Source organism: Paramicrobacterium humi (genome assembly GCF_900105715.1).
Taxonomy (GTDB): Bacteria; Actinomycetota; Actinomycetes; order Actinomycetales; family Microbacteriaceae; genus Paramicrobacterium; species Paramicrobacterium humi.
Genome location: NZ_FNRY01000001.1, coordinates 2,595,318 through 2,609,285 on the forward strand (window position 1 = coordinate 2,595,318; position 13,968 = coordinate 2,609,285).

Consider the following 13,968-nt stretch of genomic DNA (forward strand, 5'->3'; position numbering starts at 1 on the left):
GGCAGACACTAGGCTTTAACGCAATGGCTGACACGACTGACCGAGGCGACGACGACGTCGTCGACCGCATTCTCTCCCGCGCCAACGACAGTGCCGCTGGCTACTCGATCTTCGGTCGTGCCCAAGCGCTCCAGGACGAATCGACGGCGGCGGGTTCGGACGACGGCGAGCAATTCGATCGCGAGGAGCGTCAGGCGCTCCGCCGCGTCGCCGGGCTCTCGACGGAGCTCGAGGACGTCACGGAAGTCGAGTACCGGCAGCTTCGCCTCGAGAACGTCGTGCTCATCGGCGTGTATGCCCAGGGCACCCTGGAGGACGCCGAGAACTCTCTGCGGGAACTGTCCGCCCTCGCCGAAACGGCGGGCGCCGTCGTCCTCGACGGCCTGCTGCAGCGCCGTCCGTACCCGGATCCGAGCACCTACCTCGGCAAAGGCAAGGCCCACGAGCTGCGTGAGATCGTCACGTCCCTCGGCGCCGACACGGTCATCGCGGACACGGAGCTCGCCCCGAGTCAGCGTCGCGCGCTCGAGGACGTCGTCAAGGTGAAGGTCATCGACCGAACCGCGGTCATCCTCGACATCTTCAGCCAGCATGCGAAGAGCCGGGAGGGCAAGGCGCAAGTGGAGCTCGCGCAGCTCGAGTACCTGCTCCCGCGGCTCCGCGGCTGGGGCGAGTCGATGAGCCGTCAAGCCGGCGGCCAGGTCGGCGGCGCGGGAGCGGGAATGGGCTCTCGCGGACCCGGCGAGACGAAGATCGAGCTCGACCGGCGTCGGATTCACACGCGCATGGCCAAGCTGCGCAAGCAGATCAAGGGCTTCGCACCGGCGCGCGAGGCGAAGCGCGCAAATCGTCACCGCCACGAAGTGCCGTCCGTGGCCATCGTCGGTTACACGAACGCCGGAAAGTCAAGCCTGCTGAATCGCCTCACTCGCGCCGGCGTGCTGGTGGAGAACGCGCTCTTTGCGACACTCGACTCCACGACACGGCGTACGAAGACCAAGGACGGCCGCGAATACACGCTGTCCGACACAGTCGGTTTCGTCCGGAACCTGCCGCACCAGCTCGTCGAGGCGTTCCGCTCCACGCTCGAGGAGGTCGCGGAGGCGGATCTGCTCGTCCACGTCGTGGACGCCGCACACCCGGACCCTGCCGCGCAGATCGCGACGGTTCGCGACGTCGTCGGCGATGTCGGCGCGCGTGACGTTCCCGAACTCATTGTCTTCAACAAGTCCGACCTCATCGACGACGATCAGCGCCTTGTCCTGCGCGGCATCGCTCCTGACGCCGTCTTCGTCTCGGCGCGGACGGGCGAGGGCGTCGATGAGATGCTCGACGCCATCGAGCGGATGCTGCCTCGGCCGTCCGTGGCGGTCGAACTACTCGTGCCCTACGATCGGGGCGACATCATCTCAATGCTTCACCGGCGTGGCGCCGTGCGCCAGCTCGACTATCTCGCGGCGGGGACACGCGTGAAGGCCGCCGTGACCGAGGAGATCGCGGCGCAGCTCCAGGAGTTCGCGACCGGCAGCTGACCGGGCGTCAGACGGCGCGAAGGACGGCGACGACCTTGCCGAGAACCTCGGCGTTGTCGCCGAGGATCGGCTCGAACGCGGAGTTCCGGGGGAGCAGCCACGTGTGACCGTCGCGCTGCCGGAACACCTTCACCGTCGCCTCCCCATCGAGCATGGCCGCGACGATGTCACCGTTCTCGGCCGTGCTCTGCTGGCGCACGACGACCCAGTCGTCGTTGCAGATCGCCGCGTCGATCATGGACTCGCCCTGAACCTTCAGCATGAACAGGTCGCCCTTGCCCACGAGCTGGCGGGGTAGCGGGAAGACTTCCTCCACCTGCTGGTCCGCGGTGATCGGAACACCGGCTGCGATCTGTCCCACGAGGGGCACCATCGCGGCATCGCCCACGGGAGTCTGGCTCTCGGCCGCATCGATGGTCTGCGGAAGGTCGATCAGGATCTCGAGCGCGCGCGGCCGGTTCGGGTCGCGGCGCAAGTAGCCGCTGAGCTCGAGCTGGTTGAGCTGGTGGGTCACGGACGACAAGGAGGCGAGACCGACAGCGTCCCCGATCTCGCGCATGCTCGGCGGATAGCCGCGCTGGCTCACGGAACGCTGGATGTACTCGAGAATCGCGCGCTGCTTGTCGCTGAGATTCTTGCGGCGACGAGTACCCGTCCTGACCTTGCCGTCCTGCGCCATTTCCGTGCTCCCGTCGTCGCCCCGCTGCCCCGATGTCAGAGGCTCATGGTGGGGTTGTCCCTGTGATCGAAACTGTATCCGTTTTGCCCGGCCAGGACAAACACCTGTTCGAGTGTGTCGCGGATTCTTTCGACGCAAATACGAAAAGCACCTTGACTCTTCGAAACTTCGAAGATAGGTTCGGAACACAGCTTCGTTCCGGCCCCTCCCGGCCGAGGGGTCGGAACGAATCTCACCACAAAGGAGAACTCTGATGAGCACAGCAGCGAAGTCGTCCTCCGTCCGCGTTCGCCTCACTCGGCGCGGACGTGCGGTCGTCACCGCCCTTGCAGCCCTGCCCCTCCTGGTCGGCGTCGGCGTTCTGTCGACGAACGCCTCCTCGGCCTTCGCCACATCGCACGCGGCCGAGCAGAGCTTCGAATACGTGACCGTCGGCGCCGGTGAATCGCTCTGGGGCCTCGCCCAGCGAGTTGCGCCCAACGCTGACCCGCGCGACGTCGTCGCCGACATCGTGCGACTCAACCAGCTCGAAAGCTCTTCCGTGGGAGCGGGCGCTCGCGTGGCCATCCCCGCCCGGTACGCGGATGCCGAATGAGAACGGCATAGCATTGTCGAGTGACCTCACTCGATGATCTTCCCCTTCGCGACGACCTCCGCGGCAAGTCACCGTACGGTGCACCACAGGCGCCCGTCCCGGTCGCTCTGAATGTGAACGAGAACACCCACGGAATTCCCGAGGACGTCGCCCACGACATCGTGGCCTCCGTGGCCACGGCGATTCTGAGCCTCAACCGTTACCCGGATCGAGAGTTCACGCAATTGCGCACAGCACTCGCGGACTACCTCGGACACGGCCTCTCGGCAGAGAACATCTGGGCCGCCAACGGTTCGAACGAAGTGCTGCAGCAGATTCTGCAGGCCTTTGCGGGGAGCGGTCGCTCGCTCATGGGGTTCGTGCCCACCTATTCCATGTACTCGCTTCTGGCGATGGGAACTGGAACGCGCTGGATCGCGGCGGAGCGCGACGAGGACTTCGAACTCTCACCGGAGACCGCCGCGGCCGCTGTCAGTCGCGAGCAGCCCGACGTGGTCTTTCTGTGCTCACCCAATAACCCCACGGGCACACCGCTCTCACTCGAGACCATCACAGCGGTGTACGATGCCGCGCCCGGCATCGTCGTGGTCGATGAGGCATACGCCGAGTTCGCTCCCGTCGGTACGCCGAGTGCGCTGACTCTCCTCCCCGGACGGGAGCGGCTGATCGTTTCGCGCACGATGAGCAAGGCGTTCGCCTTCGCCGGCGCACGCGTCGGCTACCTCGCTGCCGACCCGGCGATCGCTGACGCCCTCCGCCTCGTACGCCTGCCCTATCACCTCTCTGCGCTGACCCAAGCCGCCGCACTCGGTGCGCTGCGGCACTCCCACGAGATGCTTGCCGTGGTCGGTGAAATCCGCGTCCAGAAGGATCGGATCGTCGCCCACCTCAGCGAGCTCGGCTACAAGCCATACCGCTCGGGCAGCAATTTCGTGCTGTTCGGCGGCGTCGCCGACACCCGTGCGCTCTTCCAGTCACTGTTTGAGCGGGGCATCCTCATTCGCGACATCGGCATCCCCGGCCACATGCGCGTGAGCGCCGGCACGGAGGCTGAGACCAGCGCGTTCCTCGACGCTCTCGCAGCACTAACATCGAAGGTATGACTTCACCGCGTGTAGCCAGCATCCGACGCCAGACGAGCGAATCGTCGATTGAGCTCAGTCTCGACCTGGACGGCACCGGCACGAGCGACATCAGCAGCTCGGTGCCGTTCTTCGACCACCTGCTGACCGCGTTCGCGAAGCACTCCCTTACCGACTTGACGGTGCGGGCCGAGGGCGACACCCACATCGACGTCCACCACACCGTCGAGGACATCGGCATCGCCTTGGGAACGGCAATCCGAACGGCGCTCGGCACGAAGGAGGGAATCTCGCGCTACGGCGACGCGCTCGTTCCGCTCGACGAGGCGCTCGTCCAAGCCGTCGTCGACATCTCGGGCCGCCCGTATCTCGTGCACGGCGGCGAGCCCGCGGGCTTCGAGTTCCACCTCATCGGCGGACACTTCACCGGATCGATGGTGCGCCACGTGTTCGAGGCGATCGCCTACAACTCCGCACTCACCATGCACGTCGACGTGCGCTCGGGTCGGGACCCGCACCACATAGCGGAAGCCGAGTTCAAGGCGTTCGCGCGCGCATTCCGGCAGGCGAAGGCGATGGACCCGCTCGTGTCCGGCATCCCGTCGACAAAGGGTGCACTATGACACGTCCTCGAGTGGTGGTCCTCGATTACGGCTCGGGCAACGTCCACTCGGCGGTGAAGGCCATCGAAGCCGCCGGCGCTGACGTCGAGCTCACCGGCGACAAGCGTGCCGCGCTCGAGGCGGACGGTCTCCTGGTTCCCGGTGTCGGGGCATTCAGCGCTGTGATGGACCAGCTGCGCGCCTCCGGCGGGGACGAAGTCATCGACCGGCGTCTCGCGGGCGGCCGCCCCGTTCTCGGAATCTGCGTGGGCATGCAAGTGCTGTTCGAGCGCGGCGTCGAGCGCGGCCAGGAGACGGAGGGTCTAGGCCAGTGGCCCGGTGCAGTCGTCGAACTCGAAGCACCCGTCCTGCCGCACATGGGATGGAACACCGTCGACGCCCCGGAGGACTCCCGCTTTTTCGCGGGGCTCTCCGGTGAGCGCTTCTATTTCGTGCACTCCTATGCGGCGACGGAATGGTCGCTCGAGGCCACGGGCTCGTTCCCGTCCCCGAAAGTGACGTGGGCGGAACACGGCACCCGGTTCGTCGCCGCTGTCGAGAACGGTCCGCTGTGGGCTGCGCAATTCCACCCGGAGAAGTCGGGCGAGGCCGGAATCCGCCTTCTGGCCAATTGGGTGGGAACGCTCACCTCTCGCTAATATTGGGGACTTGTGCCGGTGCGGCACAGCTCGTCATGGTTAAGGACAAGAATGCGTGAGTTCAATCAGGCGCCGGCACTCGAACTGCTGCCCGCCGTCGACGTCGCCAGCGGAAAGGCCGTGCGCCTGACCCAAGGGGAGGCCGGCAGCGAGACAAGCTACGGGGATCCCGTCGATGCGGCCGAGACCTGGGTCGATCAGGGCGCGGAGTGGCTGCACCTCGTCGACCTCGACGCCGCATTCGGGCGTGGAAGCAACGCGGGCGTGATCCGGCGCGTCATCAAGAACGTGCGCGGAGTCAAGGTGGAGCTGTCCGGCGGCATCCGAGATGACGCCTCCCTCGAGGCCGCGCTTGCCACCGGAGCGAAGCGGATCAACCTCGGCACGGCGGCGCTGGAGAACCCGGAGTGGGCAGCGAACGTCATCGGCCAGTACGGCGAGGCGATCGCTGTCGGCCTCGACGTGCGCGGCACCACCCTTGCCGCGCGAGGCTGGACGCGCGAGGGAGGCGACCTCTGGCAGGTGCTCGAGCGTCTCGAAGAAGCAGGCTGCGCCCGCTATGTCGTCACCGACGTGACAAAGGACGGCACGCTCCAGGGCCCCAATGTCGATCTGCTGCGCCAGGTGATGGAGCACACGGAGCGCCCGGTCGTCGCGTCCGGCGGCATCTCGAGCCTTGACGACATCGCCGCCCTGCGGGAGCTGGTTCCGCTCGGGCTTGAAGGCGCGATCGTCGGAAAGGCGCTGTACGCCGGCGCGTTCACTCTCGCTGAGGCGCTGGATGTCGCGTCCGACTAATACGGGGGACTCAGCCGGTCAGCCGTGGGAAGGCCGGAGCTTCCAGCCGAATTCCCGAGCACAGGACGACGGATCGGCTCCGCCTGAGCTTGTCGCGGCGATCGAGCAGTTCCACGCGGGCACGGCCGATGAGGGCGCCGTCGTCGACGTCGTGCGCGGCGCGCGGTTCCTCATCCCGCTCATCGCCCACGCGGGCGAGCACGGTGTGACCGATGAGGGACTCGCCGTCGACAAGACCCAGGAGCTGTCCATAATCACCGTCGGCGGTCCCGACGGTCGCAACGTCCTGCCTGTCTTCTCATCCGTCGCCGCGATGTCCTCCTGGAACGCCGCAGCTCGTCCCGTGCCCGCCGAAGGGGTCCGCGTCGCGCTGGCGGCTGCGGAAGAGGGCACCGACGTTGTCGTCATCGATCCGACGAGCGAGACGGAGTTCGCCATCCGGCGGCCGGCGCTCTGGGCCATCGCGCAATCCGAGCAGTGGCGGCCGAGCCACTCCGATCCGGAGGTGTTCGAGGCGTTCGAACGGTCCATCGGCACCGAGCTCGCCGTGCAGGGCGTCGCCCTCGCCCCGGGCGACCCGGAAGGTCGCCTGCTCGGGCCGGAGACCGTCGTTCGCTTGAGCCTCGCTTCCGGGCTCACTCGTCAAGAGCTCGACGCGGTGCTTGCCCGGCTCGCTGCGCGCTGGGCGGCGGACGAGATCATCGCGAGCCGCGTCGATTCGCTCAAGGTCGCACTCGTCGCCGCGTGAGCGAGCCGGTCAGATGACGGGTCCCGTCCACTTCTCGCCCGGACCCTGTCCCGGTGCATCGGGAAGCGAGGACGCTTCCCGGAACGCGAGCTGAACTGAGCGGAGGCCGTCACGGAGGCTCCGCGCGTGCATGTCGCTGATCTCGGGTGCGCCTGCCGTGATCAGCCCCGCGAGGGCGTTGATGAGCTTGCGTGCCTCGTCGAGGTCGATCTGAGAGTCGGGGTCATCGGCGAGGCCGCACTTGACGGCTGCGGCGCTCATGAGGTGGACAGCGGCGGTCGTAATGATCTCCACCGCGGCGACATCCGCGATGTCGCGCGTGGCCTGCGCCGCCTCGTCGGGAAGGCCCGTGGGAGTACCGTCGTTATCGATCGTGTTCACTGAATTCCTCTGGTAGACTATTGCGGTCTCCGAGGATTGTTCTCGGAACGAAAGAGGAGAATCTCCCACCCGCGCTTGACCGACTACTAGGTTACCGGGTCGTTGCACTCCGCTGAGCCGCTTCGGTGGCGAGGTAGTCAGGGTGCGGTACGTGACAGCGTCGCGTGCGTGTGAATCCTCTCTCGTCATGACTCGGCAACCGCCGAAGCATGGAAGTAGTGATTGAGATCAGAGGAGTTCCGCATCAGCGATCCCCGTACCAATGACCGTATCCGGGTCCCGGAGGTCCGACTTGTCGGCCCGAGTGGCGAGCAGGTCGGCGTTGTCAAGATCGAGGTGGCGCTGCGCCTTGCGCAGGAAGCCGAGCTTGACCTCGTCGAGGTTGCGCCCAACTCGAAGCCACCCGTGGCCAAGATCATGGACTACGGCAAGTTCAAGTACGAGGCTGCGCAGAAGGCCAAGGAGGCCAGGCGCAACCAGGCGAACACCGTGCTCAAGGAAGTTCGGTTCCGCCTCAAGATCGATGCCCACGACTACGAGACCAAGCGCAAGCGCGCCGAGGGGTTCCTCAAGGGCGGAGACAAGGTCAAGGCAATGATCCTGTTCCGCGGCCGCGAGCAGTCCCGGCCCGAGATGGGCGTGCGCTTGCTTCAGAAGTTTGCCGAAGATGTGGCGGAGTTTGGAACGGTTGAGTCCAACCCGAAGATCGACGGTCGAAACATGGTCATGGTCATTGGCCCTCTGAAGAACAAATCAGAGGCCAAGGCCGAGGCCAATGCACAACGCGCTGCCACCAAGGCGGCTAAGCAGGAGGAAAAGAATGCCTAAGCAGAAGACCCACTCAGGGGCCAAGAAGCGCTTCAAGATCACCGGCAGCGGAAAGATCATGAAGCAGCAGGCCGGCATGCGCCACAACCTCGAGGTGAAGTCGAGCCACCGCAAGCGTCGCCTCAACCAGGACCAGGTCCTGTCGGCGCACGACACCAAGATGGCCAAGAAGCTCCTCGGCCTCTGAGCCGACGACCCGTTAGGAAGATAGAGAAATGGCAAGAGTAAAGCGGGCCGTCAACGCCCACAAGAAGCGTCGGGTCATCCTCGAGCGCGCCGAGGGATACCGCGGACAGCGTTCGCGCCTCTACCGCAAGGCGAAGGAGCAGGTCACCCACTCGCTCGTCTACTCGTACCGCGACCGCCGCCAGCGCAAGGGCGACTTCCGCCGCCTGTGGATCCAGCGCATCAACGCCGCTGCACGCCAGAACGGCCTCACCTACAACCGCCTCATCCAGGGCCTCGGCCTGGCCGGCGTCGAGGTCGACCGTCGTATCCTCGCGGAGCTCGCAGTGAACGAGCCCGCGACGTTCGCCGCGCTAGTTGAGACCGCGAAGAAGGCGCTCCCGGCGGACACGTCGGCGCCGAAGACAGACGCCGCAGCGTAGTCTTCCTCCTGCATGACGGCGGGCACCGGTGATCCGGTGCCCGCCGTTTTTTGCGCCCGTACACTTGTGGGGTGATCGAGAACCCGCGTGCCGGCCGTGTGAAGGCCGTTGCAAAGCTGTCCCGACGAGCGACTCGCCAGGAGACCGGACTGTTCCTCCTCGAGGGACCGCAAGCGGTGAGCGAGGCGATCGCGTACCGACCGGAGCTGATCGAGGAGCTGTACGCGACACCGAGCGCCCGCGAACGCCACAGCGACGTAGCCGAAGCGGCGCAAGCGGCGGGCATCGAACTCGAGTTCGTCACCGAAGAGGTGCTGGACGCCATGGCGGACACGGTCACGCCCCAAGGCTTCGTCGCCGTCTGCCGCCAGTTCCCGACGGCGCTCAAGCAGATCCTCTCGGACAGGCCCGCTCTCGTCGCGATCCTCGAAGAGGTCCGCGACCCCGGCAACCTTGGCACCATCATCCGAGCGGCCGACGCGGCGGGCGCCGACGGCGTCATCCTCACGGGGCGCACCGTCGATCTCTACAATCCGAAGGTCGTGCGCTCGACGACCGGTTCGCTCTTCCACATCCCGATAGCGGTCGGGGCCAGTCTCGATACAGTCGTCGCGCGGGCCCGGTCGGCCGGGCTCGCGGTGCTCGCCGCAGACATCAAGGGCGAGGACCTTCTCGAGGTCCGCAACGCGGGAAGTCTTGACCACCCCACGGCATGGGTGTTCGGAAACGAGGCCCGCGGGCTGACCGACGACAGCCTCGCACTCGTGGACGCGGCGGTCACGGTGCCGATCTACGGCAATGCCGAATCGATGAACCTCTCGACAGCGGCATCCGTGTGCCTGTTCGAATCAGCATTCGCGCAACGCACCGCGCAGTCATCGGACGATTAGGTTACGAATCAGTAACGGGCGCTGCTTCGTCACATTGTTGAAACAGTGTGTCGCATAGCGTATCCGTTATGGATTCGAACGATCAGGCGGCGTCGCCTGCCGGCAGCGAGCTGCCCGCATTCGAGACGCGAAGCAATCCCATCGTCGCCGCGACCGGTGAGCCGCTCGTCGTGGTCGACCACGTCGAGAAGTACTACGGCGATTTCCACGCCCTCAAGGACATCAACCTCACCGTCAACAAGGGCGAGGTCGTCGTCGTGATCGGGCCGAGCGGCTCGGGCAAGTCGACGCTCTGCCGCACCATCAACCGTCTCGAGACGATTCAATCGGGCGAGATCCGCATCGATGGCAAGAGCCTGCCTGAGGAAGGCAAAGCTCTCGCGGCACTGCGCGCGGACGTCGGCATGGTGTTCCAGTCGTTCAACCTCTTCGCCCACAAGACGATCCTCGAGAACGTCACGCTCGGCCCCATCCGAGTGCGCAAGCAGAAGAAGGCGGATGCCGACAAGGCGGCGAAGGCGCTCCTCGATCGCGTGGGCGTCGGCGTCCAGGCGGCGAAGATGCCGGCGCAGCTCTCCGGCGGTCAGCAGCAGCGTGTCGCGATCGCGCGCGCTCTCGCGATGAAGCCGAAGGTCATGCTGTTCGACGAGCCGACGAGCGCGCTCGACCCCGAGATGATCAATGAAGTGCTCGATGTCATGGTGCAGCTGGCGCACGAGGGAATGACGATGATCGTCGTCACCCATGAGATGGGCTTCGCCCGCAAGGCCGCAGACCGCGTCGTGTTCATGGCCGACGGCGAGATCGTGGAAGAGGCCACCCCCGAGGAGTTCTTCACAAAGCCGAAGAGCGACCGGGCGAAAGACTTCCTGTCGAAGCTGCTCACGCACTGAGCAGCCGAGGCTGAAGGCACACTGGGGCGAACGCCCCTACGAGAAAGGAAAGCAGATGCGCAAAGGATTGACGCTCTTCGCAGCAGCCGCTGCGGCGGCGCTGGTTCTGTCGGGCTGCGCGGGCGACGAGCCCAGCGGCACCCCAGGAGGCAGCGGGGACGAAGGGGCGAAGACATCGTCGCTGTACGAGGTCAACAAGAACGTCGACCTCGAGGGCAGCCCGACGTACGACGCGGCGAAGAAGGCCGACAAGATCACCATCGGCGTCAAGGAAGACCAGCCCGGTCTTGGCTACAAGGACGCCGTGAGCGGTGAGCGCAGCGGGTTCGACATCGAGATCGCGAAGTGGATGGCCGCATCGCTCGGATTCTCGGACAAGCAGATCACCTTCGAAGCGATCCCCAGCGCGAATCGTGAGCAGGCGCTCGTGAACGGTGACATCGACCTGTACGTCGGAACGTACTCGATCACCGACAAGCGCAAGGAAATGGTCGACTTCGCCGGCCCGTACTTCATCACCGGGCAGGGTCTGCTCGTGCTGAAGGACAACGACGAGATCAAGAGCGACGCCGACCTCGCCGGCAAGAAGGTCTGCTCGGCGACCGGCTCCACGCCGATCCAGAACATCCGCGACAACTACAAGGACGCGACTCCGGTCGAGTTCGACGTGTACTCGCAGTGTGTTGACGCCCTCAAGGACGGCTCCGTCGACGCGGTGACGACCGACGAGGCCATCCTCCTCGGCTACGCCGCCCAGGACCCCGACAACCTCAAGGTCGTCGGCAAGCCCTTCACCACGGAGAAGTACGGCATCGGCATCCCCAAGGGTGACGACGCGCTTCGTCACTACCTGAACAAGGTGCTCACCGACGGCAACGACACCTGGGAAGGCATCTACGACGCCACCCTTGGCAAGTCGGGCACCAAGGTCGAGCAGCCGGCTGTCGACGACTACTAAACCGACATGACGCCGGGTGGTGGCAGCTCGCCGCCACCCGGCATCCGGTTCCCCCAACCAGAGCAGAGGAAAACCACGTGGACGTCTTGCTGGACAACCTCGACATCTTCGTCAGAGGCTTCCGGACCACCCTTGTGCTGTTCGTGTGGTCGGCGATCTTCTCGACGATCCTCGGCATGATCGTGGGCACCATGCGCGTCTCGCCGGTGCCGGTCATGCGCGGCGTCGGCACCATCTACGTCAACCTCGTCCGCAACACTCCGCTCACCCTGATCTTCTTCTTCTTCGCCTTCGGATATCCGAAGCTGCGACTCGGCGAGGTTTCGTACGAGACGCTCGCGATCATCGCCTTGAGCCTCTACACCGCCACCTATATCGCGGAAGTGCTGCGCTCGGGCTTCAACACCGTGCCCATCGGCCAGGCAGAAGCAGCCCGAGCGATCGGGCTCTCGTTCGTGCCCACCATGACGCGCGTTGTACTCCCGCAGGCCTTCCGCGCCGTGATCCCGCCGTTCATGAGCGTGCTCATCGCGCTGCTCAAGAACACGACCGTCGCTGCGGGCTTCTCCGTCGCAGAGGCCGGCGCCATTCGCGCCTACGCGTCCGAGCGAGGCGAGCCAGCGATGATCGTGCTTCTCTGGGTCGCGCTGTTCTTCGTGATCCTGGTCATGATCCTCGCCTTCATCCAGCGACGACTCGAGAACCGATGGAGGGTTGCCCGATGAGCAGCGTTCTCTACGATGCACCCGGGCCCCGCGCCCGGCTCCGCAACCGAATCCTCGCGGTCGTGACGATCGTCATCGTCCTCGCGTTCGTCGCTTTCATCGCGTACCGGTTCTTCGACACCGGCCAGTTCAGCGCTCAGAAGTGGCAGCTGTTCCGCTACACCGCCGTGTGGCGCGCGATCGGCGCTGCCACTCTCACCACACTCTCTGCGTTCGTCGTCGCTGCCGTCGGAAGCCTCATTCTCGGTCTTCTCCTGTCCGTCGGCCGCGTCTCGGACCACGCGTGGGTGCGCTGGCCCGTCACAGTGTTCACCGAGATCTTCCGCGCCATCCCCGTGCTGATCCTGATGATGATCATGTACTACGGACTCCCGCCGCTCGGCTTCGACTTCATCAGTCCCTATGTGGCCGTGGTCACGGGCCTCATTCTGTACAACGGATCCGTGCTCGCCGAAGTCTTCCGCTCCGGCATCGAGTCGCTTCCGCGCGGGCAATCGGAAGCCGGCTACGCGATCGGGCTGCGCAAGACAGCCGTCATGTCGGTCATCCTGTACCCGCAGGCGATTCGCGCGATGATGCCCGTCATCATCTCGCAGCTCGTCGTCGTGCTCAAGGACACCGCACTCGGGTTCATCGTCACGTTCCAGGAGCTGCTGTACCTCGCCAAGTTCTACGGCAGCCAGGTCACCTACGGTTCCCCGATCATCCCGTCCACCATCGTGATCGGCTCGATCTACGTGATTCTCTGCCTCATTCTCGCGGGCGTCGCGAAGTGGGTTGAGCAGCGCACACGGCGCAGCTCCAAGCTGCCGAAGGACCCGGGTGCGCGAGAAGATCTCGCCGCCGCGGAGACGAAGGCGATCGCCATTCAAGCGCAGGCGGGCGAGCGGAAGATCTGATCCACAGCGGCCAATCCGCTCGCATTCCCACCGGTAGACTTGGGGATCGTGTCAGACGCTATCCCCATCACAGAAGAAGCACTCTCGCAGGCGGTGGACGCCGCCCTCGCTGCGATCGCCGCCGCTGACTCGACTGCGGCGCTCAAGACCGTGCGCACCGAGCACACCGGAGAGTCCTCTCCGCTCGCGAAGCTCAACGGGCAGCTGCGGAACGTCCCGAACGAGCAGAAGGCGACGCTCGGCAAGCTCGTCGGCCAAGCGCGGGCGCGCGTGAACGCCACCTTCCAAGCGCGCCAGGAGGAGATCACGGCGCTCGAGGACGCCGCTCGTCTCGATGCCGAGACGATCGACGTGACGGCCGTCGCGCTGCGCTACCGCCCGGGTGCCCGACACCCGCTGACGATGCTGCAGGATCGCGTCTCGGACATCTTCGTCGGCATGGGCTGGGAGATCGCGGAGGGCCCCGAAGTGGAAAGCGAATGGTTCAACTTCGACGCCCTCAACTTCGACGCCGACCACCCGGCACGCGCGATGCAGGACACGTTCTTCGTCGAGCCGCCAGAGTCGCACCTCGTGCTTCGCACCCACACGTCGCCCGTGCAGGTGCGCTCCCTGCTCGAGCGCGAGCTGCCCGTCTACATCCTCGCGCCCGGTCGCACCTATCGCACCGACGAGATCGATGCGACGCACACGCCGGTCTTCAGCCAGTTCGAGGGCCTCGCCGTCGACAAGGGCCTCACGATGGCGCATTTGCGCGGCACCCTCGAGCACTTCGCACGCACGATGTTCGGAGATGAGGCGATGATCCGTCTCCGCCCGAGCTACTTCCCGTTCACGGAGCCGAGCGCCGAGCTCGACCTGTGGCACCCCACCTTCAAGGGTGGGGCGCGCTGGATCGAGTGGGGTGGCTGCGGCATGGTGAACCCCAATGTGCTGCGCGCGGCCGGCATCGATCCCGAAGAGTACTCGGGCTTCGCCTTCGGCATGGGAATCGAGCGCACGCTCATGTTCCGCAATGACATCCAAGACATGCGCGAGATCGTCGAAGGCGATGTCCGCTTCTCACAGCAGTTCGGAATGGTGGTTTAGAG

Annotated in this window: 18 protein-coding genes; 16 read left to right on the top strand and 2 right to left on the bottom strand. The window is 65.6% G+C overall.

What is annotated here, in order from left to right; all coding sequences use genetic code 11:
- Window positions 1-23 precede the first annotated feature (23 nt).
- Window positions 24-1,532: a GTPase HflX gene (gene hflX / locus BLV49_RS12915; RefSeq protein ID WP_091185164.1), complete on the top strand. Its 1,509-nt coding sequence runs from the start codon at window positions 24-26 to the stop codon at window positions 1,530-1,532.
- Between the two features lie 7 nt (window positions 1,533-1,539).
- Here hflX and lexA read toward each other — a convergent pair whose 3' ends face one another.
- Window positions 1,540-2,211, bottom strand: coding sequence for a transcriptional repressor LexA (lexA, locus tag BLV49_RS12920; protein ID WP_091185168.1), 672 nt, complete (start codon window positions 2,209-2,211; stop codon window positions 1,540-1,542).
- A 253-nt stretch (window positions 2,212-2,464) separates the two neighbouring features.
- Here lexA and BLV49_RS12925 point away from each other — a divergent pair, with 253 nt between their 5' ends.
- Genes BLV49_RS12925 through BLV49_RS12950 form a run of 6 tightly spaced genes read left to right on the top strand, consistent with a single transcriptional unit; the run spans window position 2,465 to window position 6,695 of the window.
- Window positions 2,465-2,806: a hypothetical protein gene (locus BLV49_RS12925; protein ID WP_091185173.1), complete on the top strand. Its 342-nt coding sequence runs from the start codon at window positions 2,465-2,467 to the stop codon at window positions 2,804-2,806.
- A 20-nt stretch (window positions 2,807-2,826) separates the two neighbouring features.
- On the top strand, window positions 2,827-3,909 hold the full coding sequence (locus BLV49_RS12930) for a histidinol-phosphate transaminase (RefSeq protein ID WP_091185176.1): 1,083 nt from the start codon (window positions 2,827-2,829) through the stop codon (window positions 3,907-3,909).
- Window positions 3,906-4,511, top strand: a complete 606-nt coding sequence (gene hisB, locus BLV49_RS12935) for an imidazoleglycerol-phosphate dehydratase HisB (RefSeq protein WP_091185180.1) — start codon at window positions 3,906-3,908, stop codon at window positions 4,509-4,511. The genes BLV49_RS12930 and hisB overlap by 4 nt, the downstream gene beginning before the upstream one ends.
- Window positions 4,508-5,149: an imidazole glycerol phosphate synthase subunit HisH gene (gene hisH, locus BLV49_RS12940; protein WP_091185183.1), complete on the top strand. Its 642-nt coding sequence runs from the start codon at window positions 4,508-4,510 to the stop codon at window positions 5,147-5,149. Before hisB ends, hisH begins: the two co-directional genes overlap by 4 nt.
- A gap of 51 nt (window positions 5,150-5,200) precedes the next feature.
- The gene (gene priA, locus BLV49_RS12945) at window positions 5,201-5,947 is read left to right on the top strand and encodes a bifunctional 1-(5-phosphoribosyl)-5-((5-phosphoribosylamino)methylideneamino)imidazole-4-carboxamide isomerase/phosphoribosylanthranilate isomerase PriA (RefSeq protein ID WP_091185186.1); all 747 of its coding nucleotides are present in this window, start codon (window positions 5,201-5,203) and stop codon (window positions 5,945-5,947) included.
- Complete coding sequence (locus BLV49_RS12950) at window positions 5,931-6,695, top strand: SseB family protein (protein ID WP_091185190.1); 765 nt, start codon at window positions 5,931-5,933, stop codon at window positions 6,693-6,695. The genes priA and BLV49_RS12950 overlap by 17 nt, the downstream gene beginning before the upstream one ends.
- A 9-nt stretch (window positions 6,696-6,704) precedes the next feature.
- On the opposite strand, the gene BLV49_RS12955 is transcribed toward BLV49_RS12950, so the two are convergent.
- The gene (locus BLV49_RS12955) at window positions 6,705-7,076 is read right to left on the bottom strand and encodes a DUF1844 domain-containing protein (protein WP_434061460.1); all 372 of its coding nucleotides are present in this window, start codon (window positions 7,074-7,076) and stop codon (window positions 6,705-6,707) included.
- A gap of 222 nt (window positions 7,077-7,298) precedes the next feature.
- On the opposite strand from BLV49_RS12955, the gene infC reads away from it, so the two are divergent.
- The 9 genes from infC to pheS all read left to right on the top strand — a co-directional run bounded on the left by infC (window position 7,299) and on the right by pheS (window position 13,966).
- Window positions 7,299-7,904, top strand: coding sequence for a translation initiation factor IF-3 (gene infC, locus BLV49_RS12960; protein WP_245723655.1), 606 nt, complete (start codon window positions 7,299-7,301; stop codon window positions 7,902-7,904).
- Entirely contained in the window at window positions 7,897-8,091 is a 195-nt protein-coding gene (gene rpmI / locus BLV49_RS12965; RefSeq protein ID WP_091185194.1) for a 50S ribosomal protein L35, read from the top strand. Before infC ends, rpmI begins: the two co-directional genes overlap by 8 nt.
- Before the next feature lie 28 nt (window positions 8,092-8,119).
- Window positions 8,120-8,512, top strand: a complete 393-nt coding sequence (gene rplT, locus BLV49_RS12970; protein ID WP_091185199.1) for a 50S ribosomal protein L20 — start codon at window positions 8,120-8,122, stop codon at window positions 8,510-8,512.
- 71 nt (window positions 8,513-8,583) lie between these two features.
- Entirely contained in the window at window positions 8,584-9,402 is an 819-nt protein-coding gene (locus BLV49_RS12975) for a TrmH family RNA methyltransferase (protein WP_091185203.1), read from the top strand.
- Window positions 9,403-9,542: 140 nt separating this feature from the next.
- Entirely contained in the window at window positions 9,543-10,295 is a 753-nt protein-coding gene (locus tag BLV49_RS12980) for an amino acid ABC transporter ATP-binding protein (protein ID WP_245723717.1), read from the top strand.
- A gap of 55 nt (window positions 10,296-10,350) precedes the next feature.
- Window positions 10,351-11,253 carry a glutamate ABC transporter substrate-binding protein gene (locus tag BLV49_RS12985; protein ID WP_091185209.1) on the top strand — a complete coding sequence of 301 codons (903 nt, stop codon included), beginning with the start codon at window positions 10,351-10,353 and terminating at the stop codon, window positions 11,251-11,253.
- Window positions 11,254-11,330: 77 nt separating this feature from the next.
- Window positions 11,331-11,978: an amino acid ABC transporter permease gene (locus tag BLV49_RS12990; RefSeq protein WP_091185213.1), complete on the top strand. Its 648-nt coding sequence runs from the start codon at window positions 11,331-11,333 to the stop codon at window positions 11,976-11,978.
- Window positions 11,975-12,877: an amino acid ABC transporter permease gene (locus BLV49_RS12995; RefSeq protein ID WP_091185217.1), complete on the top strand. Its 903-nt coding sequence runs from the start codon at window positions 11,975-11,977 to the stop codon at window positions 12,875-12,877. The genes BLV49_RS12990 and BLV49_RS12995 overlap by 4 nt, the downstream gene beginning before the upstream one ends.
- A 48-nt stretch (window positions 12,878-12,925) precedes the next feature.
- Complete coding sequence (gene pheS / locus BLV49_RS13000) at window positions 12,926-13,966, top strand: phenylalanine--tRNA ligase subunit alpha (protein ID WP_091185221.1); 1,041 nt, start codon at window positions 12,926-12,928, stop codon at window positions 13,964-13,966.
- Window positions 13,967-13,968 lie beyond the last annotated feature (2 nt).

What these genes read in the sequence shown, in the direction of transcription:
- hflX (WP_091185164.1), top strand. Translation starts at nt 24, where the DNA reads ATGGCTGACACGACTGACCGAGGCGACGACGACGTCGTCGACCGCATT.
- lexA (WP_091185168.1), bottom strand. Translation starts at nt 2,211, where the DNA reads ATGGCGCAGGACGGCAAGGTCAGGACGGGTACTCGTCGCCGCAAGAAT.
- BLV49_RS12925 (WP_091185173.1), top strand. Translation starts at nt 2,465, where the DNA reads ATGAGCACAGCAGCGAAGTCGTCCTCCGTCCGCGTTCGCCTCACTCGG.
- hisB (WP_091185180.1), top strand. Translation starts at nt 3,906, where the DNA reads ATGACTTCACCGCGTGTAGCCAGCATCCGACGCCAGACGAGCGAATCG.
- hisH (WP_091185183.1), top strand. Translation starts at nt 4,508, where the DNA reads ATGACACGTCCTCGAGTGGTGGTCCTCGATTACGGCTCGGGCAACGTC.
- priA (WP_091185186.1), top strand. Translation starts at nt 5,201, where the DNA reads ATGCGTGAGTTCAATCAGGCGCCGGCACTCGAACTGCTGCCCGCCGTC.
- BLV49_RS12950 (WP_091185190.1), top strand. Translation starts at nt 5,931, where the DNA reads ATGTCGCGTCCGACTAATACGGGGGACTCAGCCGGTCAGCCGTGGGAA.
- rpmI (WP_091185194.1), top strand. Translation starts at nt 7,897, where the DNA reads ATGCCTAAGCAGAAGACCCACTCAGGGGCCAAGAAGCGCTTCAAGATC.
- rplT (WP_091185199.1), top strand. Translation starts at nt 8,120, where the DNA reads ATGGCAAGAGTAAAGCGGGCCGTCAACGCCCACAAGAAGCGTCGGGTC.
- BLV49_RS12985 (WP_091185209.1), top strand. Translation starts at nt 10,351, where the DNA reads ATGCGCAAAGGATTGACGCTCTTCGCAGCAGCCGCTGCGGCGGCGCTG.
- BLV49_RS12995 (WP_091185217.1), top strand. Translation starts at nt 11,975, where the DNA reads ATGAGCAGCGTTCTCTACGATGCACCCGGGCCCCGCGCCCGGCTCCGC.